Origin of the sequence: Leptospira levettii (assembly GCF_002812085.1) — a bacterium.
GTDB lineage: Bacteria > Spirochaetota > Leptospiria > Leptospirales > Leptospiraceae > Leptospira_A > Leptospira_A levettii.
This window is the reverse complement of record NZ_NPDM01000003.1, coordinates 201,576-227,594: the sequence shown is the minus strand read 5'-3', so window position 1 is coordinate 227,594 and position 26,019 is coordinate 201,576. Positions and strand designations below refer to the sequence as shown.

At 38.1% G+C, this 26,019-nt stretch carries 25 protein-coding genes and 1 pseudogene; 7 read left to right on the top strand and 19 right to left on the bottom strand.

The window, feature by feature from the left end:
• Window positions 1-13 precede the first annotated feature (13 nt).
• The 14 genes from dxs to CH354_RS12285 all read right to left on the bottom strand — a co-directional run bounded on the left by dxs (window position 14) and on the right by CH354_RS12285 (window position 15,834).
• A complete protein-coding gene (dxs, locus tag CH354_RS12350) occupies window positions 14-1,903 on the bottom strand; it encodes a 1-deoxy-D-xylulose-5-phosphate synthase (protein ID WP_100717700.1) in 1,890 nt (629 codons plus the stop codon).
• Between the two features lie 7 nt (window positions 1,904-1,910).
• Window positions 1,911-4,238, bottom strand: a complete 2,328-nt coding sequence (locus tag CH354_RS12345; protein WP_100717699.1) for an adenylate/guanylate cyclase domain-containing protein — start codon at window positions 4,236-4,238, stop codon at window positions 1,911-1,913.
• Window positions 4,239-4,328: 90 nt separating this feature from the next.
• Entirely contained in the window at window positions 4,329-5,129 is an 801-nt protein-coding gene (gene trpA, locus CH354_RS12340; protein WP_100726984.1) for a tryptophan synthase subunit alpha, read from the bottom strand.
• The gene (trpB, locus tag CH354_RS12335) at window positions 5,126-6,316 is read right to left on the bottom strand and encodes a tryptophan synthase subunit beta (protein WP_100726985.1); all 1,191 of its coding nucleotides are present in this window, start codon (window positions 6,314-6,316) and stop codon (window positions 5,126-5,128) included. Before trpB ends, trpA begins: the two co-directional genes overlap by 4 nt.
• A 195-nt stretch (window positions 6,317-6,511) precedes the next feature.
• The gene (locus CH354_RS12330) at window positions 6,512-8,272 is read right to left on the bottom strand and encodes a proline--tRNA ligase (RefSeq protein WP_100726986.1); all 1,761 of its coding nucleotides are present in this window, start codon (window positions 8,270-8,272) and stop codon (window positions 6,512-6,514) included.
• A 48-nt stretch (window positions 8,273-8,320) separates the two neighbouring features.
• Window positions 8,321-10,027 carry a site-2 protease family protein gene (locus CH354_RS12325; protein ID WP_100726987.1) on the bottom strand — a complete coding sequence of 569 codons (1,707 nt, stop codon included), beginning with the start codon at window positions 10,025-10,027 and terminating at the stop codon, window positions 8,321-8,323.
• The gene (gene dxr / locus CH354_RS12320) at window positions 10,024-11,184 is read right to left on the bottom strand and encodes a 1-deoxy-D-xylulose-5-phosphate reductoisomerase (protein WP_100726988.1); all 1,161 of its coding nucleotides are present in this window, start codon (window positions 11,182-11,184) and stop codon (window positions 10,024-10,026) included. Before dxr ends, CH354_RS12325 begins: the two co-directional genes overlap by 4 nt.
• Before the next feature lie 31 nt (window positions 11,185-11,215).
• Entirely contained in the window at window positions 11,216-12,127 is a 912-nt protein-coding gene (locus tag CH354_RS12315) for a phosphatidate cytidylyltransferase (RefSeq protein WP_100726989.1), read from the bottom strand.
• Window positions 12,124-12,837: an isoprenyl transferase gene (locus tag CH354_RS12310; protein WP_100717692.1), complete on the bottom strand. Its 714-nt coding sequence runs from the start codon at window positions 12,835-12,837 to the stop codon at window positions 12,124-12,126. Before CH354_RS12310 ends, CH354_RS12315 begins: the two co-directional genes overlap by 4 nt.
• 6 nt (window positions 12,838-12,843) lie before the next feature.
• Window positions 12,844-13,395 (bottom strand): ribosome recycling factor, encoded by a 552-nt coding sequence (gene frr, locus CH354_RS12305; protein WP_012389553.1) that lies wholly within the window; start codon window positions 13,393-13,395, stop codon window positions 12,844-12,846.
• On the bottom strand, window positions 13,385-14,131 hold the full coding sequence (gene pyrH / locus CH354_RS12300; RefSeq protein ID WP_100717691.1) for a UMP kinase: 747 nt from the start codon (window positions 14,129-14,131) through the stop codon (window positions 13,385-13,387). The genes frr and pyrH overlap by 11 nt, the downstream gene beginning before the upstream one ends.
• Window positions 14,121-14,717 carry a translation elongation factor Ts gene (tsf, locus tag CH354_RS12295; protein WP_100717690.1) on the bottom strand — a complete coding sequence of 199 codons (597 nt, stop codon included), beginning with the start codon at window positions 14,715-14,717 and terminating at the stop codon, window positions 14,121-14,123. Before tsf ends, pyrH begins: the two co-directional genes overlap by 11 nt.
• Window positions 14,717-15,598 (bottom strand): 30S ribosomal protein S2, encoded by an 882-nt coding sequence (gene rpsB, locus CH354_RS12290; RefSeq protein ID WP_100717689.1) that lies wholly within the window; start codon window positions 15,596-15,598, stop codon window positions 14,717-14,719. Before rpsB ends, tsf begins: the two co-directional genes overlap by 1 nt.
• Before the next feature lie 2 nt (window positions 15,599-15,600).
• The gene (locus tag CH354_RS12285; protein WP_100726990.1) at window positions 15,601-15,834 is read right to left on the bottom strand and encodes a hypothetical protein; all 234 of its coding nucleotides are present in this window, start codon (window positions 15,832-15,834) and stop codon (window positions 15,601-15,603) included.
• A gap of 491 nt (window positions 15,835-16,325) precedes the next feature.
• Between CH354_RS12285 and CH354_RS12275 the strand changes: the two are divergent.
• The 3 genes and pseudogenes from CH354_RS12275 to CH354_RS12265 form a co-directional block, all read left to right on the top strand.
• Window positions 16,326-17,375: pseudogene (locus tag CH354_RS12275) on the top strand (adenylate/guanylate cyclase domain-containing protein); the annotation flags it as partial.
• Window positions 17,376-17,630: 255 nt separating this feature from the next.
• A complete protein-coding gene (locus CH354_RS12270; protein WP_100726992.1) occupies window positions 17,631-17,840 on the top strand; it encodes an ATP-binding protein in 210 nt (69 codons plus the stop codon).
• Between the two features lie 181 nt (window positions 17,841-18,021).
• The gene (locus tag CH354_RS12265) at window positions 18,022-18,735 is read left to right on the top strand and encodes a hypothetical protein (protein WP_125172401.1); all 714 of its coding nucleotides are present in this window, start codon (window positions 18,022-18,024) and stop codon (window positions 18,733-18,735) included.
• A 33-nt stretch (window positions 18,736-18,768) separates the two neighbouring features.
• Here the strand turns inward: CH354_RS12265 and CH354_RS12260 are convergent, their stop codons facing one another.
• Genes CH354_RS12260 through CH354_RS12250 form a run of 4 tightly spaced genes read right to left on the bottom strand, consistent with a single transcriptional unit; the run spans window position 18,769 to window position 20,148 of the window.
• Complete coding sequence (locus CH354_RS12260) at window positions 18,769-19,239, bottom strand: DUF3291 domain-containing protein (protein WP_100726994.1); 471 nt, start codon at window positions 19,237-19,239, stop codon at window positions 18,769-18,771.
• The gene (locus tag CH354_RS18545; RefSeq protein ID WP_420843832.1) at window positions 19,236-19,613 is read right to left on the bottom strand and encodes an SDR family NAD(P)-dependent oxidoreductase; all 378 of its coding nucleotides are present in this window, start codon (window positions 19,611-19,613) and stop codon (window positions 19,236-19,238) included. Before CH354_RS18545 ends, CH354_RS12260 begins: the two co-directional genes overlap by 4 nt.
• Window positions 19,568-19,708 carry an SDR family NAD(P)-dependent oxidoreductase gene (locus CH354_RS18475; RefSeq protein WP_243396067.1) on the bottom strand — a complete coding sequence of 47 codons (141 nt, stop codon included), beginning with the start codon at window positions 19,706-19,708 and terminating at the stop codon, window positions 19,568-19,570. Before CH354_RS18475 ends, CH354_RS18545 begins: the two co-directional genes overlap by 46 nt.
• On the bottom strand, window positions 19,705-20,148 hold the full coding sequence (locus CH354_RS12250) for a DUF2141 domain-containing protein (RefSeq protein ID WP_100726996.1): 444 nt from the start codon (window positions 20,146-20,148) through the stop codon (window positions 19,705-19,707). Before CH354_RS12250 ends, CH354_RS18475 begins: the two co-directional genes overlap by 4 nt.
• 261 nt (window positions 20,149-20,409) lie before the next feature.
• Between CH354_RS12250 and CH354_RS12245 the strand changes: the two genes are divergently transcribed.
• Window positions 20,410-22,014, top strand: a complete 1,605-nt coding sequence (locus CH354_RS12245) for an LA_3751/LA_3752 family putative glycosyltransferase (RefSeq protein WP_125172403.1) — start codon at window positions 20,410-20,412, stop codon at window positions 22,012-22,014.
• A gap of 79 nt (window positions 22,015-22,093) precedes the next feature.
• Here CH354_RS12245 and CH354_RS12240 read toward each other — a convergent pair whose 3' ends face one another.
• Window positions 22,094-22,564: a nuclear transport factor 2 family protein gene (locus tag CH354_RS12240; protein WP_100717679.1), complete on the bottom strand. Its 471-nt coding sequence runs from the start codon at window positions 22,562-22,564 to the stop codon at window positions 22,094-22,096.
• A gap of 98 nt (window positions 22,565-22,662) precedes the next feature.
• Here CH354_RS12240 and CH354_RS12235 point away from each other — a divergent pair, with 98 nt between their 5' ends.
• From CH354_RS12235 to CH354_RS12225, 3 genes are all read left to right on the top strand, one after another.
• The gene (locus CH354_RS12235; protein ID WP_100717678.1) at window positions 22,663-23,262 is read left to right on the top strand and encodes a TetR/AcrR family transcriptional regulator; all 600 of its coding nucleotides are present in this window, start codon (window positions 22,663-22,665) and stop codon (window positions 23,260-23,262) included.
• 58 nt (window positions 23,263-23,320) lie between these two features.
• Window positions 23,321-24,160 carry an SGNH/GDSL hydrolase family protein gene (locus CH354_RS12230; protein ID WP_100727128.1) on the top strand — a complete coding sequence of 280 codons (840 nt, stop codon included), beginning with the start codon at window positions 23,321-23,323 and terminating at the stop codon, window positions 24,158-24,160.
• A 232-nt stretch (window positions 24,161-24,392) separates the two neighbouring features.
• Entirely contained in the window at window positions 24,393-25,973 is a 1,581-nt protein-coding gene (locus tag CH354_RS12225) for a methyl-accepting chemotaxis protein (RefSeq protein WP_100726998.1), read from the top strand.
• Window positions 25,974-26,019 lie beyond the last annotated feature (46 nt).

The window sequence follows — 26,019 nt, the reverse complement described above, 5'->3', positions numbered from 1 at the left end:
GAAAACTTATTTTTTATTTTTGCAAACTAGGCAATAAATCATCAACAATTTGAGACGCAGTCAATCGGTAATGCTCTAAAATTTGGTTCCTTTCCCCGTGGTGGATCGGTTCTAAAGGAAGGGCAAATGTTTTTAAGAACTTACCTATGAGATGGTTTGGAATTTCGTTCAAAAGATAACCTGATGCACCTGCGTGCAGGTAACTTTCGTCCAAAATCACAAATTGTTTGGTAGATTCGATACATTTGTGGACCAATTCTGAATCATAAGGACGTAACCAAAAAAGATCAATCACAGTTGTTGTGATCCCTTTTGATTGAAGGATTTCAGCTACTTGTTTGGCAATGGGTAACATAAATCCAAGTGATAAAATGAGTAAATCTTTTCCTTCGGAGACAAGCCTTGCTTTGCCTTTTTTGACTTGGTTTGGTGCCTCAAACTTTAACTCTCGTAAGTCGCCATTGTCTTTAGGGAATCGAATCGCAATCGGATGTTCGGTATAGTCTTTCATAAAATGAAGACTATCAATGATATCCTGCGCCGAACTTGGAACCATAATGTCCATATTGGGAAGACCAGCTAAATAACCTAAGTCAGACAAACCTTGGTGGGTCTCACCATCGGGCCCCACAATCCCTGCTCGGTCGATAACAAACCGCACGGGTAAGTTCATAAGGGATACATCTTCCACCAATTGGTCCATTGCTCTAGTTAAAAACGTAGAATAAATGCACATAAAGGGAATCGCACCACCGTTTGTCATCGCTCCCGCAAAGGCAACAGAGTGTTGTTCGGCGATACCTACATCAAAAGTATGGTTTGGATACGTTTCTTGATAATCACGTAAGCCCGAACCTTCAATCATTGCAGGGGTAATCACTGCAATCCGTTTGTCCTTGTTCGTTAAATCGATAAGAGTTTTTCCAACGATTTTGGAGAGACCTATTTTATTGGCATCTGCAGACGCCATTTTACCAGACTCTTTGTTAAATGGTGTCACACCATGATATTTGATCGGATCGGCTTCAGCAGGTTTGTATCCTTTTCCTTTTTGTGTGAGAACGTGGAGAAGGATTGGCCCTTGGATTTTGGAAAGGTTTTGTAACATTTGGACCACTCGGTTCACATCATGACCATCGATGGGGCCAAAGTAAGTAAACCCAAGGTCTTCAAATAACCCACCTGGTCGCATCATAAAATGTTTAAACGAAGTTTCCATATTATGAGCTAATGCCTGTAAGGCTGGGCCAATCAAAGGGATCCATTTTAAGAAACCATAAAATGCAGTTTTCCCACGATTGTATACTTGAGATGAGATAATCCGATTGAGATAATTAGAAATAGAACCAACATTTTTGGAAATGGACATATAATTGTCATTTAAGATGACAAGCATATTCGGTTTGATGTGACCACCATGGTTCATAGCTTCGAGTGCCATACCTGTTGCTATCGACGCATCGCCAATGACAGCGGCAACTTTGTAATTCTCACCCATAAGATCACGTGCACATGCTTCTCCTAACGCTTGGGAAATGGATGTACCTGCATGTCCTGTGTTGTATAAATCGTATTCGGATTCTTCACGTTTCGGAAATCCAGAGAGCCCTAACCATTTGCGGACTGTGGGTAGTTCTTTTTTTCGACCAGTGAGGATTTTATGAGGGTAAGTTTGGTGGCCAACATCCCAAATGATTTTGTCTTTGGGAGTTTGGAAGACGTAGTGAAGGGCTACTGTGAGTTCCACTACCCCGAGGTTACTTGCAAAATGCCCTCCCACGTCAGAGAGGGTGTCGATGATGTATTCCCTGACGTCTTGGCAGACGGCAGGGAGGTCTGTTTCCTTTAGGTTTCTAAGGTCTTCGGGGAAATTGATTTTGTCGAGATATGGGTACGATGGCATTGAAACTTCATGTTGCCGCCTTTTGGAGTGGCCGCTTCATTTTCTCCATATCTTCTGGGTTTGTGATTCCAAGCAATTCGTAAATCCGAACAGGTTGGGTTTTTCCTTTTACACGCACCAAATCAAGTTCTCTTGTCACAACTCGGTCTTTCACTTTTTCATAGGTGTATTCCGAGATGATGATATTTGTGGTGTACATCTTATTGGAACCTTCCAAACGGGATCCTAAGTTGATTGTATCACCCATACAAGTGTATTCCATCCTATGAGATGATCCCATGTTTCCGACAACAGCAGGGCCTGAATTGAGACCACAACCGATGTCGATCACTGGAACATTCCGTTCTGCCCATTTTTGTTGGAGCACCTTTAAATGATCGAGTTGTGCAAGGGCTGCCACACAAGCATAATAAGCATGGTCTTCCAAAGGAACGGGAGCACCCCAGAATGCCATGATTGCATCTCCCATGTATTTATCGATGGTTCCTTTGTATTCGATGATGATGTCTGTCATGGCAGAAAGATACTCATTGAGTAACTTCACCAAATCTTCAGGTCCCAATTGTTCAGAGATGGTTGTAAACCCACGGACGTCCGAGAAAAAGATGGTGATTTCTCGTTTGGATCCACCGAGTGCTAAATTGTCAGGGTGTTTGAGGAGTTCATCCACAACATCTTTGGATACGAATTTGGAGAAAGTTTGACGAATGTATTTTACGTTCTCTTCCTCTGTTAAAATTCTAAATCCAATGATGGCCACAAAAACAACAATTTGTTCGATAGTTACAGATGGTAAGACTGTAATGAGGTTAAAAGTTTGGAAAATATAAAGTGCTGCAATCACATACAATAACAACTGCGTTAACATAATTGCAAAACCAATGTGAGTTTTAACACGTGGTTGCAAAAATCCAATCATCACACCAAGTCCAACATAAATCAAAAAGATTCCCCAGTTTGGCATTGTGGACAAAAAGTCCTGGTTTAAGATTGTATTAACTGCGTGAGCGTGGTGTTCAATTCCCGACATATCACCAAACGGAGATAAGTGGGAGTCTTTCGATGCTCCACGACCAGTTGCATAGTACATCGCAACTAGGAAAATTTTATTGTTAATTTGGTTTGCTTCGAGTAATTCTGGATTCCAATCATTTGTGACTTCAAAGATTTCATTTTGTTTGAATGAGTATCTTCCTCCCACATAATTGATTTCCATTTGACCTTCCCAATCAATTGGGATGACTACTTCTCTTTTTTCGTTTGGAATGTGCATTACATCACGTTCTTCAAACTTACGAGCTTTCACATTGAATTCGCGGATGATTTTGTTTGGGATATTTTTTAATTTTACGTAATGTCCCATGTTCACTTCTACATCATTTTGAACATTGATACCATAGTATTGGCAAACAATGAGTAAGTCAATGGATGGGAAGTATTCTGTTTCTCTATCTCGTCCTGAATTATAAACTTTCACCACAAGAGGCATTTTGCGGTTTAATCCTGATTCATCTTTTTTGACATTCGCAAAACCGAGACCAGCCGATAATTCACCGATTGGTTCGATTGGAGGTTGCGGAAATTTTACCCAGGATATTCCACCATCATTTTCATCGATGACATTCTTTAATTGAAACTTACGTAAGATATCAATCCGTTTTTCTAGATTGAGAACTGCTTCCTTGGATTCCGCACTGACTTCCATAGGGTAGTCAAATAAAACATTGCGATTCTTTTGCAATGCAGTGACCATCTCTTCTGTTTGGCCGGGTTTGTAATCCACGAAGAAAATATCGAACATGAGAATGTTGTTGGAGTCTTTAAATGTTTCGATGATATCAGCATAATAACTCCAAGGAAGTGGCCAAGTACCTTGTAATTTTTCAAGTGATTCAGTTGTGATACCAATGATGTTGATATCCTTTCTTGCTTTTGCAGGAGGGTTGTACTGAATGTATTCAATTCGGCCAGTATCTCCCTCACTTTCTGTTTTTGTATTGGATCCACGTAAAAACTGGAAACGAAATGAAATGGAATTTTCTTCTAACTCTTTGAGAGGTTGGAATGTATTTACCATCGTATACATAAAGATGGCAATTACATAGGATAACCAGATGGCGCCTGACTTTTGTTTGTCTTTGGAAACCTTTTCAATGATTTTGTAAACAAAATAGGAAGAAGTGAGGAGTAAAAGCATCCCACCAATCAGGAAGGAATATTCATATACCCATCCTGTCATGACAACAGATACGATCACACCGAGTGACCCAAGGGTGGCAACAGCAATGCTGAGGTAATCCAAAATCGAAAGCGATTTTGATTCTTTGTCGGACATAGAGCCTCTTTATTCGTTTAGGAATTTCCGACCATTTTCTCGGATTTTTTAAAGAGACTCAAATGTTTTTGAGTGATTTGTGAAAAAAATTTAGGGAATGGCAACCCGAATCTTGGCTATGTAATCTGCCAAAGCTTGTTTGGCCTTGGGAAATTCATGTCCATTTTCTTCAATGATCCTTTGGATGGCAGATCCGATGATGATTCCATCCGCATAGCCAGAAATTTGACCTGCTTGGTCTGGCGTGGAGATACCAAACCCAGCACAAATTGGCAATTGAATGGTTTCCTTTAGAAACCGAATCCTTTCTTTCAAATCGACAGAGAACTCGCGACGTTCACCAGTCACACCAAAGGAAGTAACATAGTAAATAAAACCAGTAGAAGTTTTTTTCAATGCTTCAATTCGTTTTTTAGTCGAAGCTGGTGTGACTAAGTGGATTAAATCCATATCTCTTTTTCTAAGTTCTTGGAATAAAAATTCACTTTCTTTGGTATCAAAAGGTAAATCAGGGATCACAAGGCCAACAATCCCAGAATCTTTTGCTTGGTTTAAAAACTCTTCGATCCCGCAGTGAAAGATTGGATTGAAGTAAGTTAAGTAAACAAGAGGCACTTCTTTTTTGTGTAAGTGAATTTCTTTCGTCACTCGAAAGATTTCGGAGAAGGAAAATTTATTTTTCAAAGATCTTGCAACTGCTCTTTGGATTACAGGGCCATCTGCGACTGGATCAGAAAAGGGAATCCCCAATTCTAAGATATCAGCACCATTGTCTAAAATTGTTTTCCCAAATTCGATGGAATCGTTATAATTTGGGTCTCCTAACGTAAAGTAGGGAATAAACGCAGATTTAATTTTTCCACTTTCAAAAAGATCTTTTATTTTACTCATTTACTCTTTTCACCTAACAAACGGAGTACTTCCGTAACATCTTTATCACCACGACCCGATAGACAAATGATAAGATCTTTCTTTTTTCCTAAATCTTTAGCTACGTCTCTTGCGACATGAAACGCATGTGCTGTTTCGAGAGCAGGTATAATCCCTTCAATCCTTGTCACTTCCAAAAAACAATCTAATGCCTGTTCATCGGTAACCATTCGATAATCCACTCGTTTTGATTGAGACAAAAAAGCATGTTCGGGACCAACACCAGGATAGTCTAAACCGGCTGATACAGAATGTGCGGGTACAATTTGACCTGCATCATCTTGGATGATAAGAGTTTTTGTTCCATGTAAAAACCCAGTTTTACCATAGGTTAAAGTGGCAGAATGTTCACCAGGATTTGGACCAAGTCCTCCTGCTTCTGCACCATAAATGGCTACATGTTTGTCTTTTAAAAATGCAGTGAACATCCCGATCGCATTTGATCCACCTCCAACACAGGCAACAATTGCATGAGGGAGTTTATGATTCTGTTTTTTAAATTGTGACCTAGCTTCCTTTCCAATCACAGCTTGTAAATCACGTACGATTGTAGGGAATGGATGAGGACCAATCGCAGATCCAACAATATAATGAGTTGTTGAAACATTGAGTGCCCAATCACGCATGGCTTCGCTTGTGGCTTCTTTGAGAGTGGCTTCCCCAGCAGTAACTGGCAATATTTTAGCACCTAACATCTCAATCTTTTTGGCATTCAGATTTTGTCTTTCGACATCAACTGCTCCCATATACACAACTGTTTCCATACCAAACATAGCACCAACAGTAGCTGTAGCAAGGCCATGTTGACCAGCGCCAGTCTCTGCAATGATTCGTTTTTTGCCCATGAATTTTGCAATTAACGCTTGTCCGATGGCATTATTAATTTTATGAGCACCAGTATGATTTAGATCTTCACGTTTTAACCAAATACGTGCACCTCCCCAATGTTTGGTGAGACGTTCTGCAAAAGTTAAAGGACTAGGTCTTCCGACGTAATTGCTTAAGTAAAATTCCAATTCTTTTTTGAACTTTTTACTTTTCTTTAACTTGTGATAGGTGGATTCAAGCTCTTCAAGAGCTTCTGTTAGAATTTCTGGTGCGTATCGACCGCCAAATTCTCCAAAATATCCAGGTTGGTTTTTGCCCATATATCCTAAGATAGAGGGATAGGTGGAAATGAAAACTGCTTCTTATAGGGGAGGTGGGGGATTTTTTGGTAGAGATCCCCGCCCGTATCGAACTGGGTGGGGTTATCCACCCGCCACCCAATGGCCTCTGTTTATCACAAAGGCCTTTTTTATCGATAAAATCCGGAGATCCTCAAAAAAATTCTTAGGAAAAGTTCATGTTCCCGCTTGCGTAACGTCCTTTTGGATGGATTCTTCAAGGATTGCGATTTTTTTCTGTAGGTTCTTGACGAGATCTTCGTTTGTCGTAAAAGGAATGGTCTCTTCCGCCATTGATTTACGATCCAGAATCGTGATTTCATTTTTTTCCAAGAACCCTTTTCCTAAAGTGATTCGAATGGGGAATCCGATGAGTTCCGAATCTTTGAATTTGAATCCAGGGCCGAGGTCACGGTCATCCCACAACACTTCAATTCCAGAAGCAACAAGCGCTTTGTAAATGGATTCAATTTTAGCAATGTCTTCTGGATTTTTTGCAATACTCACCAAACAAACAGTAAATGGTGCGATAGAGACAGGCCAAAAAATCCCTTTGTCATCATTACATTGTTCGATAACAGTGGCCATACAACGATTCACACCAATCCCGTAACAACCCATGGTAGTGGTAGTTGCCTTTCCTTTGTCATTGAGAACTGTTATATCAAATGCTTTGGAATACTTTTGGCCTAATTTAAAAATATGACCGACTTCAATCCCCTTCTCTGCGGTGAGTCCAGTTCCGCACGAAGGACAAGGGTCTCCTACTTTTGCTTGCGAAACATCAATCTTAGTCACTTCCTCTTCTTGGAAATAAGATGTGAGCTGAACGCCCGCTATGTGGTGATCCATCTCGTTTGCACCAGCAATATAGGTAAAATTCCAATCGATAAGAGCATCAATGTAAATTTTAAGTGATTCTGATTTTGGAAAACCTGGCCCGATGAATCCAGGAACAAGACCTAGTTTTTCCATTTCCGCTGGGCCCATCGGTCTAAGTTCATTACAACCCAAATGGTTTTTTAATTTATTTTCGTTTAGTTCCCGATCCCCTTCTAAAAAAACGAGGACATACTGTCCATCGGCAACAAGTGCCACTGCTTTTAAAAGGTTCTCTTCTTTTGTGTTTAAAAACTCTGCGACTTCTGTGATGGATTTTTTTGCAGGAGTATGTAATTTACCGTTGCCATTGAACGCTTGTTTGGCTGTCTTTTTTTTGGCGATCACAGGAGTTTTTTCAATATTCCCTGAATAATGGCAGGAAGGACAAATTGTGAGTGTTTCTTCCCCAATCGGTGACACGACCATAAACTCTTCTGATGCCGAACCACCCATATTGCCAGAGTCTGCTTGCACGGGAATCGTTGAGAGGCCCATGCCTGCAAAAATCCTACGATAGGTTTTACGCATCGTTTGGTAGGTTTTGTCTAAAGACTCATCATCTAGATGAAAGGAATATGCATCTTTCATTGTAAATTCACGAGAGCGAATCACACCAAAGCGTGGGCGGATTTCATCACGGAACTTTGTGTGAATTTGGTATATATTGATCGGAAGGTCTTTATAAGAGCGAACCATTGGTTTTACAAGCACACAAAACGATTCTTCATGTGTGGGACCAAGGCAACTTTCGTTGTCATGGCGGTCTTTCAAACGAAACATCTCTTTTCCCATTTTGTCCCAACGACCTGATTCTTTCCAAATTTCACTCGGAGTTAGAATCGGAAGTTGGAATTCCAAGGCACCAGCCGCATCCATTTCTTTTCTGACAATACCTTCAATCTTACGAAGTACTCGTAACCCAAGTGGTAAATAGGAATACAGTCCCGCAGCTGATTTACGAATAAGGCCTGCACGCATCATTAATTTATGTGAAGCAACTACCGCATCTTGTGGGTCTTCTTTCGCAGTAGGGATTAAATAGGAACTAGCTTTCATTTCATTTTTCTCTTTATGGTTAACAATCTAATAATACAAAGTTTGATTTTAAAAAATACGCATCACATCATTGAAGGAAACATAAAGCCCAAGTCCAATGAGAAAGAAAAATCCCAAACGGAAGATAGCTTCAATTGCCTTTCTTGGAAGTGGCCTTCCTGTAATTGCTTCATATGCATAGAGTACAATATGTCCACCATCTGCCATAGGAATGGGAAGTAAGTTCATCACCATAAGAGCGAGTGATATCTTAGCAACAAAGTCAAGGTAAGTAACCCATCCATACTCCAAACTAATCCCTGCGATCTGTACAATCCCAATGGGACCAGAGAGATTTTCCTTTGGAGAGAGTAGTCCCGAAAACAACATGCCTATCCCTTTTAAGGTAGTGGAAACATTCTCATACACTTTGTTCCCAGCGCCCAAAAGCGAAGAATACACTGTGGTTTCTTTTTGTAATTTTTCGGCTTCAAATTTCATCGAAGCACGAAACCCGAGGAGACCAATGGGTTTCAAATTCACATCAGCAAAGTATTTCATATTGCCGATCCAGATTTCTTTTTTGCCCGCATTTGTTTTCAAATAGGAGGTAAAAGCATCCGCTGTTTCAAAAGATTGGTTCTCTATTTTTAAATTGGAAAGTCGATTTTCAATTTCTGCATCATAACTATCCAATCGAAAATAAGGAATTCCTAATTCAGGGAATTTGGGGTGTTCGATGTTCCAAAATTCAAATACATTGGCACCTAACACAGGAATTTGGATGGTTACTTTTTCCGTTGCCCAAGGTGTGAGAAGTGGATAGGTTTTACGTTCCACTTCGACAGGAATGGTTTTTCCTTGGTGTTTTCCAAGTTCCGTTTGTAATTCAGGAACGGTATGAACATCCACACCTGCAACAGTTAAAATCATATCTCCATCTTTCAAAAAAGAGAGAGCACGTCGTCTGAGTGATTTTTCCCGTTCTGCAATTTCATGTTGTTTCAGAAGTTCTTCTGGAATTTCTTCTTTTCGTTCTTCAATTTTTTCTTGGAAGTAAACGGAAGATTTATCTTCTTTATCTAAAACATTTGCCATAAAGTGACTGATCTGTTCTCCGTATGTAAACGTGGCAACCACTCTTCTCTCGCCGTATGGCATGACCCCAATCGTAGGATGCCCACCAGCAGAGTATAAGTTGGGAACAATTTCGACTGTCTTAGTTTCGTTTTCCCGTTTGTAAGTCACTTGGATCGGATCACCAGAAGTTAAACTCACATTAGTAAAAATATCTTCGAAACTTTCAGTGGGTTTTCCATTGATGGATAGAATTTTGTCACCGGTGCGGAGACCTGCATTGTAAGCAGGGCTTGATACTTTATTTGCATCTTCAATAAAGATGCGGTTCGATGAGGGACTATCTCCCGATAGTTCCAAAACAAATAATAACAAAAACCCTAACACTAAATTGGCGAATGGACCTCCAAGGACTGGAACCATACGACGAAGTGGTGGAGTCGCAAGTAAATCGCCTTGTTTTGGCTTTTTAGTTTTGCTATAATCATCACCACGAAATAAAACATAACCACCGATGGGTATGGCTGTGATTTGGTAGATGGTTTTGCCAATCCGTTTTTTCCAAATCCCTTTCCCATAACCTAACGAAAAAATACGTGCTTCCACACCTACCAATTTCCCACATAAGAGGTGCCCCAATTCATGGATAAAAATCGATACAGCTAACATGAATACAGCGCCGAGTATTAATACGATCATGTAGTCACTCCCCCTTTTAAAAATTCAGATTGGATCAAATTACGTGTTTCCTTGTCTTTTTCCAAATACCCTTCTAAGGTATCTGGAAATTCATTTTTGACATGGTTTAAGGCAGACTCAATGAGCCTAGGAATTGTAGTAAAAGATATTTTTTCTTCTAAAAATAACGCCACAGCTTCTTCGTTTGCTGCATTAAAAATACAAGGTGCCACACCACCTGCTTTTCCTGCTTGGTATGCAAGAGTCAGTCCCGGATAACGTTTGGTATCTGGTGGAAAAAATTCCAAGGTTTTCCAAGTGGAAGGTTTTCGTTCGATGAGCATTTGCGGTGTTGGATTTGGATAAAATAAGGAATGTGCAATGGGATACACCATATCGGGGTGGCTTGTGTATTGCAAACAAGCGCCGTCTCTCGTTTCAATGATGCCATGAGTGAGAGACTGCGGATGGATCACCACCTCAATCTCGTCATACGAAAACCCAAAGAGAAAATGCGCTTCGATGACTTCGAGACCCTTATTGATAAGCCCTGCCGAGTCCACAGTGATTTTCGGACCCATCGACCATGTAGGATGGTTTAGCGCCTGTTTCACGGAAACATGTTCCAACTCTTCGATGGGAAGTGTGCGAAAACTCCCGCCCGATGCAGTGAGGGTAATTGCTCGGATATTGGAACGGGTTTCCCTTTCAATGAGTTGGAAGAGTGCATTGTGTTCGGAATCCACGGGAACCATTAAGGTTTTGTGTTTTGCCACCAAACGATTAATGAGAGGGCCAAAGGTAACGAGTGTTTCTTTATTGGCAATGGCAATTTTTTTGCCAGCTTCAATGGCCGCGATGGTAGGAAGGACTCCCCTTGCCCCAACCACTGCGGTAACTACCACATCCACTGATGGCAATTTGACTAAGTCAGTAAGAGTATTGTCTCCATATAAAATCTTTGTGGAACCAAAACGATCCCCAAACTGACCCACTAACTTGGGATCGGTGAGACAAACCACTTCGGGAGAAAATTCAGCAATAAGGACCTTCGCCGTTTCCCAATTGGAGTGAACCGAAAAACTACGTAACGAAAATTGGTCTCGGAATTGCCGGAGCACCTTCACGGTGGAAGACCCAACAGAACCTGAAATTCCTAATACCGAGACACCTACCATATACTGTTTAGACAGATCCTTAGTCGAATGATCAGACAGGGAATCCGAGGAAACCTTTGAAAAGAAAGTAATAATAGATGGCAGGCACTGTGAAAAGAAGTGCATCCGCTAGATCCAATACCCCACCATGACCAGGGATGAGACTTCCAGAATCTTTGATTTTGGCATCACGTTTCATCGCAGACTCAGCCAAATCTCCCATCACAGAAATCACAGAGATCACGAAGGATAAAACAATAGTTTCCACAATTCCCACCGGCAATTTCACACCACTAAAGTGTTCCCACACCACATTGAGAACTTGCGCTCCGATGACAGCCGTTAGGTTCCCTGTTACATATCCTTCCCAAGTTTTTTTCGGAGAGATTTTTAAACCTGCTGGGTGTTTTCCAAACCATCTACCACCGAAATACGCACCCGCATCACTCATAAACGTGATCACAGAAACGAGGAAAATATAGTAAGTTCCAAACGGAAGGGCAAGGAGGAGTAAAAAATGACCAATCGGGATGGCGATGTAGATGGGACCAAGCATGGTTCCACCGACGGAAAACAAAGCTCCATCTAACGGGCGTTTTAGAATTTGCAAAATCCAAACGGTGATAGAAAGTGCCACGAGTAAAAAAGGAATAGGATGGAATCCTTCTCGGAAAAGTTTCGAAAGTTCCAAAACAAAACCAGGAGGTGTCACTTCAAATTGTAATCCCAAAAATTGGATGTAATAGACTGTAAAAATCAAAAGAGAAAAAAGTAACCCTGTCCCAAAAAATGGTTTTGATTCTTCGGTTTTGCAAAAGGCATACAACTCTTTTAGTCCAAGGTAAATCATCACTACACCAAAAAGATAAAATTCGATGAAATACCATGAGCTATGAAAGATCATGAAGACATAGATAAAAGACAAAACAATTGCAGACAAAATACGGAGTGTCGTTTCACTCATAACAAACCACCAAATTTTCGTTTTCGGGAATCAAAAAACTGAAGAGCTTCCTCAAGTGAGGTCCTTCCAAAGTCCGGCCAAAGTGTACTCGTAAAATACATTTCTGCGTATGCACTTTGCCATAATAGAAAGTTTGAAATCCTTTGTTCTCCCGCAGTTCTGATCAATAAATCTACGGGTGGCAAAGGTGATGTATACAAATATTTTTCAAATTCTTTGGAGGAAATGGCTTTGTCCAAAGGTTCTTTTTTGGCCTTACGTGCTGCCATCACACGCGAAAAATTACTTAAAATCTCTTCGTGTCCACCATAGTTCAAACAAAAGTTAGCTGTGAGTTTTTTATTTTTTTTAGTCACGGCCATGGCGTGGTCAATTTTGGATAAAACTGTTTTGGAAAGTTTGTTCCTTGCCCCACTATGGTGGATACGAATTCCTTTCTCGTGGATCGTATCAAGGCGAGTTTCGATAAACTCGACTAACAGACCAAAGATGGCTTGGATTTCCGTGATGGGACGTTTCCAGTTTTCTGTAGAGAAAGCATAGAGGGAGATGTTTGGGATTTTGTATTCCAAAGCCACATCCAAAAGGCGATCAATTGCATTTGCCCCTTCTCTGTGGCCTTCGGTTCTTTTTTTCCCTTGGTTTTCCGCCCACCTACCATTTCCGTCCATGATGACAGCAATGTGGGAAGGGATGGTATTCAACTTCATAGGAAATTAAAGAGTAGTGATCTCTTTTTCTTTTTCCTTTTCTAAATCTCCCAATTTTGCAATATAAGAATCCGTAATTTTTTGGATTTTATCTTGATGGCCTTTGACTTCATCTTGGGACATTTCTGATTGGTGTTTTTTTAATTCATCATTGGCATCACGGCGGATGTTACGAATCGCAACTTTTTTTTCCTCCGCTTTTTGTTTGACCACTTTTGCCAGTTCTTTTCGTCTTTCCCCTGTTAGTTCAGGGATATTGATCCGAATGCTTGAACCGTCGTTATTTGGTGTGAGCCCAAGACTTGCTGCAAAAATTGCTTTTTCAATGTCTTTTAACATTCCTTTTTCAAAAGGAGTGATGAGAATCACACGTGGCTCTGGACAGGCAATTTTCCCAAGTTGATTTAAGGGAGTGAGGGTTCCATAGTAGTCCACTCTTACATCTTCCACCATCATCGGATTTGCTTTTCCCGTACGAATGGTTCCAAAGTCTTTTTTTAATGCATCAACCGTTTTGTCCATTTTGGACTGCATGGATTTTATAATTTCATCTACCATCTAGAATCACTTCCTCTGTATTGGAAATCAATGTACCAATTGGTTCCCCATCGATTAATTTTCTTAAATTACCAGCTTTAAAAATATCAAACACTATGATCGGCATATTATTATCCATACATAGACTGAGTGCTGTTGAATCCATCACCTTTAACCTGTGTTTAATGGACTCCATAAAAGAAACTTGTAAATACCTTTGTGCGTTTGGATCTTTTTTTGGATCCGCAGTGTAAACACCATCCACTTTGGTTGCCTTAAGAATGACTTCGCAACCTACTTCTACAGCGCGTAACGATGCAGTTGTATCTGTCGTGAAATAAGGATTCCCAGTTCCACCAGCAAAAATAATCACGCGATTTTTTTCTAAATGGCGAACGGCACGTCTTCGAATATAAGGTTCTGCAACGGATTTCATTTCGATGGCGGAAAGAACTCGGGTAAACATCCCTTGTTTTTCGCATGCATCTTGTAAGGCGAGTCCATTCATAATGGTACCAAGCATACCCATATAATCGGCAGTGGCACGGTCCATTCCAGATTTTGCTAAGGTTTCGCCACGGATCATATTCCCACCGCCAACAACCACAGCCACTTCTAGACCTAAGTCATGAACTTCTTTGATTTGTCCGGCAAGTGAGAATGTTTTATTGGTATCAATACCAAGTTCACCCTCACCGGCGAGAGCCTCGCCGGAGATTTTAATGAGGATACGTTTAAAACGCGGACTAGTTCCCACCTACTTGGAACCTCGAGAACCTACCAACAGTAATGTTCTCTCCAAATTTTGCAATGGCTTCTTGGAGAAGGTCATTGATGGTTTTGGAGTTGTCACGAATTGATTTTTGGTGGATGAGACAAATCTCTTCGTAGAACTTTTTCATTTTACCAGGAAGGATTTTTTCGATTTGATCCGCTTTTTTCCCTTCTTTTTCAAGAAGAGCTTTTTGTACGTTCATTTCGTTCTCAATTTCAGATTTAGGAATGGATTCTTCGTTTACATACAAAGGATTCATCGCAGTGATTTGAAGAGCGATCTCTTTTCCAAGAGCTTCAAACGCTTCGTTGTTTGCAACGAAATCAGTTTCACAGTTGAGCTCAACAAGAACTCCTGTTTTTCCTGTTCCGTGAACATAAGCGATGATTTTTCCTTCACCAGTTTCGCGACCTGCACGTTTTGCAGCTTTCGCTAAACCTTTTTCTCTGAGATATGTAACTGCTTTTTCAATGTCGCCACCCTTTTCTTCGAGGGCTTTTTTGCAGTCCATCATCCCCGCGCCTGTACGTTCGCGGAGGTCTTTGATTTGTTCGGAGCTAACTGCCATTACTCTTTACCTTCTGTAGCTTCAACTTTTACTTCTGCTTTTTTTGCTGCATCAGCATCCACAGGGATGTCTTTTGCGACTGGAGGAAGTTCATCGTCCATAATGAATTTTCCGGACTCATCGTACTCACCTTGGTATTCAAGTGCAAGTTGTTCTGCGTCCATATCTTCCGCAAAATTAGTTTGGATGACTTCGCCACCAGTTCCTTCAAGAACTGCATTTGCCATAGTATCAAGGAATAAAGAAATTGCACGAATCGCATCATCATTACCTGGAATTGGGTAATCGATTGGCTCTGGATCACAGTTTGTATCAATCACAGCGAACACTTTTAAACCAAGTTTTTTCGCTTCTTTGACAGCAATTTCTTCTTTTTTAGGATCGATCACAAAAAGGATCTCAGGCACAACTGCCATATCCTTAATCCCACCAAGTGTTTGGCGGAGTTTTTCTAACTCACGTTTGAGTGATAATGCTTCTTTTTTTGTACGAGCTTCTTGTTCGAAAGAGTTGTTCTCTTCCATTTGCTCAAGTCGTTTCAAACGAGCAATTGACTTCTTAACTGTGTTCCAGTTTGTGAGAAGTCCACCTAACCAACGGTTAGATACATAGTACATACTGCACGCCTGTGCTGCTCTTTCGATGGCACCGCGAGCTTGTTTTTTAGTTCCTACAAAGAGAACTTTTTTTCCTTGGCCAGTTAACTTTTTTAAAGCATCATAAGCTTCTTTTGTTTTTTGAACTGTCTTTTGGAGGTCGATGATGTGGATCCCGTTACGAGCCGTATAAACATAAGGACTCATTTTTGGGTTCCAACGACGTGTTTGGTGACCGAAGTGTACGCCTGCTTCTAGCAGACTTTTCATGGAAATTACTGACATACTTACCCCTTTTTTAGTGCGAGATATCCAGACGCTACAAGACCAACGATACTTGCAGGGGTTAGCTGGAACTCGACTTTAATTATATAAAGCTCAAACGATACTGGTGATTCGAACAAAAACCGAGAGAGAGTGTTTGTGCCAAAGAGGCGATCTAAGACCACTCCTGCCACAGCTCCCGCCATCAGTCCCAAAAAAAGCACCAAAAGCAGGTTCCCCATCTGGGTTTTGTTCATCCAAAAGCACCTTTATCAAGCTTTCCTGTCAGAATTTGGAATTTGGGCAGATTGTCAAGGGGAAAGGAAAAGCACGGGCGCACATTTCCGGCTCTCCCTCGGCGAGGGCGCTCAGTCGATCCGGTGCGCAGGAAAAAAGTTTGTAATCCAGTCATTTGCCTTCTAACCAATGACATTTGCTTCTGCCTCCCATCATTTCCCCCTAAATACTCGTATTGGAATCATTTACATGATCATACTATTGTATATTGCCATATAAGTCCGAAATTCTATTGACATCACTTCCATTTTACTCTCATTTTCCTGAAATGAAATTCTTGAAACAATTTTGGACAAAGATTCTAAACATTGGAGTCACGAATGATTTAAAAGAAAAGGATGCCAAATTCATTCGTTTGACGAACGCTTTGTCCATTATTGTCGGGGTATGGCTTTTTTCAATTATCCCGTCTCTACTTCCCTATTATCCTTCGAGCCAATATATCATTTTTAATTCTATTTTTTTCCCAGTCCTTTGGTTATTTGTCTTATACTTTAACTACAAAGGATGGTATACATTTGCAAAATTATTCTTCTTATACACTGCGATGTTGTGTGTTGTATTCAATTCATTACAAGCAGGTAGGGAGTCCGACAATCATCTTTTTTTGTTACTTATCAGCATCATGGCTTTTTATACTTTCCCTCCAAAACAGCTACGTTATATCACTCGTGTATCAATATCTGCTCTTATCTTATTTATCTCTGTAGAATTTTATTTAACAAATAAAGGTCCAATCATCCAAGCTCCCCCAGAATTTTTTCAACTAGGGAGACTGATCACTCTTGTTGCTTTATGCATATTAGTATACATAGTCACATTATTTAATTACAAAACTCTTCACAAAGCACAAGACTTACTGGAATTAGAACACCAAAAATCGGAAAGCCTTCTCCTTAATATTCTTCCCGCCTCGATTGCGGATCGCCTCAAATCAAAAAATGAGATTATTGCAGATAAATCCAGTGAAGCAACAATTCTATTCGCTGATATTGTGGACTTTACAGTTTTGTCTCAAACTATGGAACCAGAAAAGATTGTTTCCATTCTAAATGAAATATTTTCAGAATTTGATACCATCGTCCAAAACCATAATTTAGAAAAAATTAAAACCATTGGTGATGCTTATATGGTGGCTTCCGGAATCCCTGAGGCAAGAGAAGATCACTGCGAAGCTGTTGCTTTATGTGCACTTGACATGTTATCATCCATTGAGAATGGTATTACACAAGATTCAAAACCTTTCAAAATTCGAATCGGAATCCACACAGGTCCTGTAGTTGCGGGAGTCATTGGGAAAAGTAAATTTATTTATGACCTTTGGGGGGATAGTGTCAACACAGCAAGTCGAATGGAATCCCATGGAACCGAAGGAAAAATTCATGTCTCCAAAGAAGTATACCAAAAATTAAAATCAAATTTTACTTTTGAAACAAAACGTGAAATCCAAGTCAAAGGGAAAGGAATCATGGAAACCTATTTTTTAGTCAAAAAAAACTAAAGAACAAATTCGGTAGGAGATAGCAGAACTTAAAAAAGTACCTCTCCAAGGTATAAACCCAAATCCTTTTCCATTCTCAACTAAGATTTATCGATTCAAATTTTTCATAAAATTTCAATGCAGTGACACTTGTTATACTACACTTTAGAGACCTTCTTTTCGACTCAAGATTCAATCACCTAAAATAAAATCATATATCCACATTACGCAAAAGGTCAAACCAACATATGGATAATATCTGATGGAACCAATTAGATCAGTGTACTGATTGAAGATACAGGTTGTGGGATCAAAGAAGAAATAAAAGATAGGATATTCGAACCATTTTTCACCACAAGAGAGTTAGGTGAGGCTAGCGGATTAGGACTCGACATTGTAAAACGAGTGATCTTCAAACACAATGGGCAAGTTATTGTTGATTCCATACCTGGCAAAACAACTTTTAAAGTTTCTCTTCCAATATAAAAATTGAGAAATCTTTCAAAATTTAGATTGAAATCGATAAAATTCTCATAAACTCCTTTGCACAATGTTGCATTTTCTTCTCAGCTTACTCCCATGGACAAAAAAAGAATGGTCTGATTTTTTTGCCGATTTAGCTCCTCTTCTGGGTTTATTTATTTTTTCATCAGAACCTAGAAATATCATGATCGCACTATATCCCGAACTTTATTTTGTTTTTGGTTTTGGAATGTTAAGACTCATTTCCTGCGCTATTTTTGCTGCCATCCAACAGGGTAAAGAAGCAGGTTTACAAGATTTGGAAATCCCAAAACCAGTCATTGGGAAAATTTTTTATTTTATCTTTATACCATTTTTTGGTGCCATCTTATTCATTGCACTCCTCTGCATGATTAGTTTACTCATTGGTTTTAATTTTTTCTTTTATATGATGATTGAACTCTTTTTGAGTGTCGCAACCACAGGTGCATTGGAAACTAATTTTAATTTTTTAACTCTTTACCAATCACTCAACGCCAAAGAGCAGTATTATATTTGGGGGATCTTTTTATTTACATTGTATCGTTATTTACCAAAACTTTTTGATTTTTTTGAATCAAAAGCATATAAAAAATACAATGAATCTTGGGCTTGGGTGGTGATGGGTACTCCTAAAATTCCAAAACATAACCAATTCCAAAAAATGTTACAATCATTCAGAGTATTAATAGGTGCAGATAAAAATCCATCTGAAATTTGGGAATATACACCTTTGTTCTATTTTGGATTCTTATTTTTTTATTTCGGTGCACTCATTCTAATGATCAAACTTCCAGTATCAGGCCCAATTATCACACTCGTGATCAAAGCATTTGTTGAGATGTATTTTTTCCGCTTATTTAAAGAAATTCCAAACTAAAAAATTTGAATGGATTTCACTATAAATAATGATTCACTCGGTTCTACCTTCTTCATCAATTAACTTTTCTGCTCTCTCCCATGAAATGGGAAGTTCTTTCCATTTCACAAACCCTCTATAAAATTTACTTTTTTTTACAGCCGGCCCACCTTCTTTCATTGCTCTTTCATGTTCTTTGGAATAAACAAATTGATCCAATGCACTTTCATTTTTCCAAACTGTCATCGTCCAAGCTCTATTTCCAAATATTTCTCTACGGATTGCCCCACCCAAATACCCTTCATTTTGATTCAATTTTGATCGAACTGATGATACACGATTCCAAAAAATTGAACGAAGAGAATACGATCCTGATATTTCAACTTCCGTGATTGCGATTACAACTTCGGTTTCATTCTCATATAAATCTTTATTTACTGACTCATTCCTTTGGAATGGAGTTGCAATCTTACAATGAATTAACCAACTAAACAAAATCATTATCATTGTATTTGTTTGATTCATTTTTTGTCTCCAAATATCATCTTACCCATAATTTGTTTTAAAAGTAAGGTTCGCAAATATCTAGGTAAGAGTATAAGTGAATAACCCAGAAATTTTGATAAAAACCCAGGCCTTATCGTTATAGATTTACCAAGATTTTTTAATACTTTTTTCGCAATCCCCCGAGTTTCCTGTGCGTTTCCCATTAACATTCCAGCGCGTTCACCAAAACCTGATTGAACAGGTCCAGGAGCAACTGATATTACATCAACCCCACTCTTTTTATATTCCCAATAGAGTCCTTCCGCAAAACTTTGAATAAATGCTTTTGTAGCAGCATATGTCTGATCTAATTTAACTTTTGCAAATCCCTTGCAACTAGATAGAGAGAAAATCCATTTTTGACCAATCCATAGGCAAAATCTTTTCCAATTCCACTGCTTGCACCTGTAACCAATGCTAAATGATTGTATTGTAAATAGGGATTCATCTTGAATCCTTATGATTGAGTTTGATTTGGATCAAAAGTTTTGATTTTACGTTCACGACCGCCTCATCGAAAGAAGGTGGTCCAAACGCATGCATAGGTGGGTTCCTAGATACCCCCCAAGGTTCTTTTGGTAAACCAATGAAGGTTGTATCCATCTTACCATTTCGATTTAGATCCTCTAATACAGAAACTGCATACTGTTTATCAGGGATTCCTTTAAAGAGGCAGGTTGTTTTCTGATGGTTTGTTTCCACTCCCACAATCTTATAACTTGCCTGTTTTTCATCGGAAAGGAATCCATTTGCAGTTTCATACAGTGCACACAAAATCACTGATTGATTGGATTTACGATTGAGTATCTCCACTTCCAAATCACCTGCGATTAACGAAAAAAAAGGGAAAAAGAAAAATATCCCCAATAATCCTTTGACCAACTGCATTCCATCACCCCTTTGTTGCCAGTGACAACATTGTTTACATTGCCAACATTGAGGGTGCAGCCATATCCCCGTCAAACTTTTTTTTACATTTTTTTCGTTTTAAGGTTAGAATTTGCCAGGATTCAAATCCTCGTACCAATCCATAGAGGAACGCCAGTTAATCACCATATCTGTTTCAATTGACTCAGATTGGTTACAGAATGATGAGAATTCGTTACACCAAACTAAAGTCATCTTCCTTTTTATTACGTCGATGTTTTGGTGAAAACAATCAATGAACTAAGCATCTTTGGGACAATTACCAATTGGGCTTATGGGTATTTTTCATTATTGCATTTTTTTTTATTAACATTTACATTCGTTTTAATGAAAAGTATCCTCCGCTCAAATTTTGTGCTTCTTTTTTTACTTCTATTTTTAGTTTTCTTTCAATACATCATCAACATTCGTACTTTTTTTGTATCAGATCCATTAATCAAAATGATCCAAGTCATGTCATTATGGGAAAATAAATGGTCGACTGAGGGGATTATTTATCCAGCAATTTCAATTGATCCAGATTTCCTATTAAGTCCGTTTAACGATGGATTCATATTTAAGAATAATGATCGATTGATTGGGAATTATCCAATTGCATTTACTTTTTTGTATTCTTTAATTGGTTTTATTCCATTTACATTCCTGCCCTACTTCAATGTGCTATTTTTGTTTTTATTTATCCTCTTACTTTATAAAAACAACATTCAAGTTAAATCTATTGTTATCATTGTACTAGGTTCAGTCATTTTCCCACTTCTGTTAGATTTTTCTGAAAATGGATTCTTTTTAGTTCTAGGAAGTTATGGATATGTATTTTTATGGAAAGCCTTTCAAAAAGAAAAAACGAGTGATTGGATATTAGGAAATTTATTGCTCGGATTGTCGTTATGGTTCCGATTAGAAGGAATTTTATTTTTTGCATCGATCCATATTACTATCCTATTTCTTGAACTCAAAAACAAAAGTTTTCAGATAAAAAACTTATTTAGAATAGAAAGATATATTGTTTTCACATTGTTATTAATTTTATTTTTGTCATGGAATCAATACAGTTACTCTCATCCTTTAGGCCCACGTTATCTAGCAACTTACTCTAATACTGGAAAGTCTATTTTCACACAACTTCCAATCTTTTTATCAATGATTTTCACTTACCCAAGGGAAAATGGATTTTCGGTAGGCTTTTTTTTGATTAGCCCCATACTTCTATTTTCTTTGCTGTATTCATTCAAAAATAAATTCAAAGAAGTTAATATTTCTTTTCATTCCATGGTTACTTGCATCTTTTTTTTCATTGTTGGAATGACTTCCCCGAATGATGGAATCACTTTAACGGGAAGATACTTTTTACTATCTCTCACTCCTCTCGCATTCATCTTAAACGAAAAGTTGATCGAACTGGAACAAAAAAAAATCACATATTATATCCTGTTATTTTGGAATGTTTTGGCAACTATCATTGTATTAGCAATATTTTATTTCACAAGCAAAGAACTGAGAAAAGTACAAGCTGATGTCAAAAAAATCGAATCTCCACTTGTTGTTACCACAAATGAATTTATATCTGGAGCGTTTGGTTTAAAACTGATTGAATCAAAAGTAGTCTGTATCCGAAATCAAAATTTAGTTAATTATTTTTTTGAAAATTCTAAAACAAATTCTGTTCGAGAATTTTCAGTTCTAACGGTAGCTAAATCTACAAAATACATTGAAAACGAACATGATATTTATCAGGAAATTTTAAAAGTAGCAAATCAGTTTGATTTTCAATGTGAAAATGCGGAGATCATTGGAAAAATCATGAGCAACCGATGCAAACTTAAATGAGAAAGGTTAAATCTGAATACCAACCACTAAAATGTGTTCAATTCACAGGTGAGGGGTTGGTATTTCCATTCATAGATTCTTATTTTTTAGAAGCCAAAACATAGGAAGCACTGTCTTCATAAAAGTGATAGGAAATAATTTTTCCATCTTTTAATTCAACCTTTAGTGCCCAATCACTTTGAAATGGTTTACCGGTTTCTTTTATGATATGAAGGAATGATCCACTAGCATATGCGACATTCCCTTTTCCAACAATGTGTTCTACTTGGAATTGTTTTGTATCAAATTCTTTTCCCATATTGGAAAGAAAATCTTCCACACCTTTTAATCCTTCGTATGATCCATATAACTGACCATCGTTTCGACTTCCATTCCGAACCGCTGTGATGACAGCATTCTCATGAAAACAAGCGATCACTCCTGCCATATTTCCTTTCCCAAACTCGTTAAAAAACGTTCCCAAGACTTTATCACTGGAAATTCGACTTGTTTTAGCGAATACCCCTACACTCCCTAACACCAATGTTGCCAACAACAATACAGGTTTCATACATACCCCTCTATTTACGATACTACTAGTATCGTATATGAATACTGATAGTATCGAAATAGAATTGACGTCAATCTATTTTTTTATAATATTTCCCTATGGTTCAGAAAAAAAATTCATTCAAATCCCAAGGTAGACCCAGATCGGAAGATTTGGAGCCAATCGTTTTAAAAGTTACCTATGAAATGTTAGCAAAAAAAGGGTATTATGGTTTTTCTTTAGATGAAATTGTCGCAACAACTGGCATAGCAAAAACTACCATTTACAGAAGATGGCCGAATAAGGCAAAATTAGCAATGAGTTCTGTATCTCATCTCATCTCACCTTTTTTAGAATTTCCTACAAACGAACCATTTAACAAAGCCCTTATCAACCAAATGGAATCCTTATCGAATTTATTTAATGGAAAATTTGGAAAAGTAATCTCAACTTTGATAGGTGCGGGACAACAAGATCATGAACTTTCTGAGTCCGTCCTAAAAGAATATTTATTACCAAGAAGATTGGCTGCAAAAGTTTTTTTTGAAAATGCAATTAAAACAAAACAAATTAGGCCATTAAGCGATGAAGACATAGAAGTTTGTATGGACATACTCTATGGTACTTTGTACTTCCGCCTTTTGCTGAAACACAAAAAACCTATTTTTACTGATCTTAGACCATGGTTAGAGTTGTTTTTAGAAACACTTAAGAAATAACATTGATTCAATGATTTTCTTCTTTTTATTTTTGAATTTTTCAGGTATCATCGTAATCATGAAACATTTTCGATTTATTGTTATATTCTCTTTTCTTGTCTTCCAATCATGTGTTGTTTTCCAAGCAACCAAGGTACCTTCTAATAATCTAAAAGGAACATTAGAGGGAGATGTTTCTAAATCTCCCAAAATTGTTTTTTTAGGTGATAGTATTACCCATGGACGAGTGAGTTATGACTATGTCGAATCAATCCGAAAGAACCCAAAATTGACAAATGCGTTAGTTGTCAATGAAGGGATCAACAGTCGATTGACGGTACAAATCCTTGAGCAGTTGGATTCCGTAATCAAATTACAACCAGATTATGTTTTTATCATGATTGGGACCAATGATTTAAAAGCAACATTATCGAAAGAAGAATATGAACAGTATGCAAATTTATGGAAACTAAAGGAACCAGTCACTGAAAATAGTTTTGTTCAAAATCTTACAACCATAGTTCGTAGGATTCAAAATGAAACCAAAACAAAGATCATTCTTTTTTCTCCTCCCATTTTAGGAGAAGATCCAAATTCCATTCCATTTCTAAGATCCAAACGTTTTGCAGAACTTACCAAAGAAGTCGCAACAAAACAAAAAGTGATTTATAAACCACTCCATGAAACCCTAACAACTGGTTTGTTATCGAATCAAAATCTTCCGAAAACACCTTATGTTAAAAATACTTGGAAGATGTATTGGACAATTTTGAAGTATTATTCCACTACTTCGACTTGGAATGATTTAGGAGAGGCTAACGGATATTATTATCTCACTGATGCTATCCATTTGAATGAACGTGGTGGCCAAGTAGTCGAAACAATGGTTTTAGAAACTTTGTTTTCACAAGGAATATAAAATTCTACTCATACATTCTTTACGAACCTCCAGGAGATTTATGTCGGAAATCCCTGGATTCATTTTGAATCCGCAAAAAAAAGGAAGTCTTCACTCGAAATTTCAGGAGTACTACGAAGCATTTTAGGCATCGTAATCTTTTCTTTCTGGACAGAATTTCATTTCCACCTGTACAAACAAAGGGATCTCAGAATTCTACGTTAATTTTCGTCTCTTACATTGAGGAAGGAACATGGCTATAGAAACAGATGAAATTCAGAAATTTGAAAGAACGTTATTCCGAAAAGGTGTTTCACTCATCGTTTTTACTAAGTATGGGTTAGGAATTATTTTCCTTTTAGGTGTCGCCTCTAATTATGCGACTAAAAGTTTTTTACCTAATTTGATAGGATCCCTAATTTATTTAGTCAATGCCATCATACCAGGTTATTTACTCAAAAAAGAAAAAGAAATTTCAAAACGAATGGCGGCATCCGTAGTATTTATCGATTTGATCATCATCGTGTGTTTTTTCTATTTAGATATTTATAATAATTATACAAAAGCAGATGCTAGTAATACATTAAGTACGGGAATATTTTACATTATCTTCATCTTTATCGCTATCTATTCCAGCTTTTTATTTGATACTAAATTGGTGATGACGATCGGTATACTATCAACTTTTTTGTATATCGGTGGGATTTATTTGTCCCATTCATTAGGTTCTGTTTTTATTCCAAAACCATTCCCTGAAATGTTACGAGCAAATCATATCATTGTCACCACCGAAGTTCAGAAGATTATTTTCTATTTTGGCGTTATTTTTAGTTTACGTTTTGTTGTTTCTTTGATGAGAGAAATGCAAAATGATCTAAAATCTAAGTTAAAAGAAAGTTTAGACAAACAATCAATCATCACAAACAAATCACATCAGTTAGAAAAATCAGCAAACACTCTCGCCTTGTCCGTTGGAAAATTACAGTCCATGTCTGACGAACTCCACAACCAATCGCAAAACCAAGCAGCATCAGTGGAAGAAATTTCCGCATCCGTTGAAGAACTTTCTTCATCGGCGATCAGTTCTGCAAACTTGGTGGAAGACCAAGTCACACGTGTCAAAATTGTGGATCAAAACTTTTTATCACTCCAAAATATAAGTGAGAGTGTGAAAACAAAAACAATGCAAATTGCAAAGGATGTCAGTATTTCTGCTGATTATAGTAAAAAAGTAAAAATTTCTTCAGAAGAATTAAACAGCATCTATTCAGAACTCAACCAAGCATTTTCGAAAGTGGAAGAAATCAACCAAATGATGTCAGAAATTGCAGATCAAACCAACTTACTAGCGCTAAACGCTTCAATAGAAGCTGCACGTGCAGGGGAACATGGTAGAGGTTTCGCCGTTGTTGCTCAAGAAGTCGCAAAATTAGCCGAACGTTCGCAATCCAATGCAGGAACAATTGCAAAAATCGTAAAGGACGCTGGATTAAAAATTAACGAAGGCACTCGATTTTCCAAAGAAGTGAAATCACAAGTGGAAAATCAAAACAATGAATTGTTAAGGATTGAAAGTGAAATTTTAGGTTTAGAAGGACATGTAACAGAACAAGAAGTCCTGAACCTAAAACTCAGAAACACATTCTCAGAACTCCATGTTCTATCCGAACAAATTGGAATCATTGCCCAGGAACAAATGACCGGTAGTAAAGAGATCAACCGTGCGATTTCTGTCATCGATGAAACGACACAAAAACTTGCAGATTCTGTTGAACTCCTCTATGAAGAGATCAATGAAATCCACACACAGGCAAAACAATTGAATTTGGTTTAGGGATTTAGATGAATTGAATTCAGTTCGTAACTAAAACCTGTCTTTA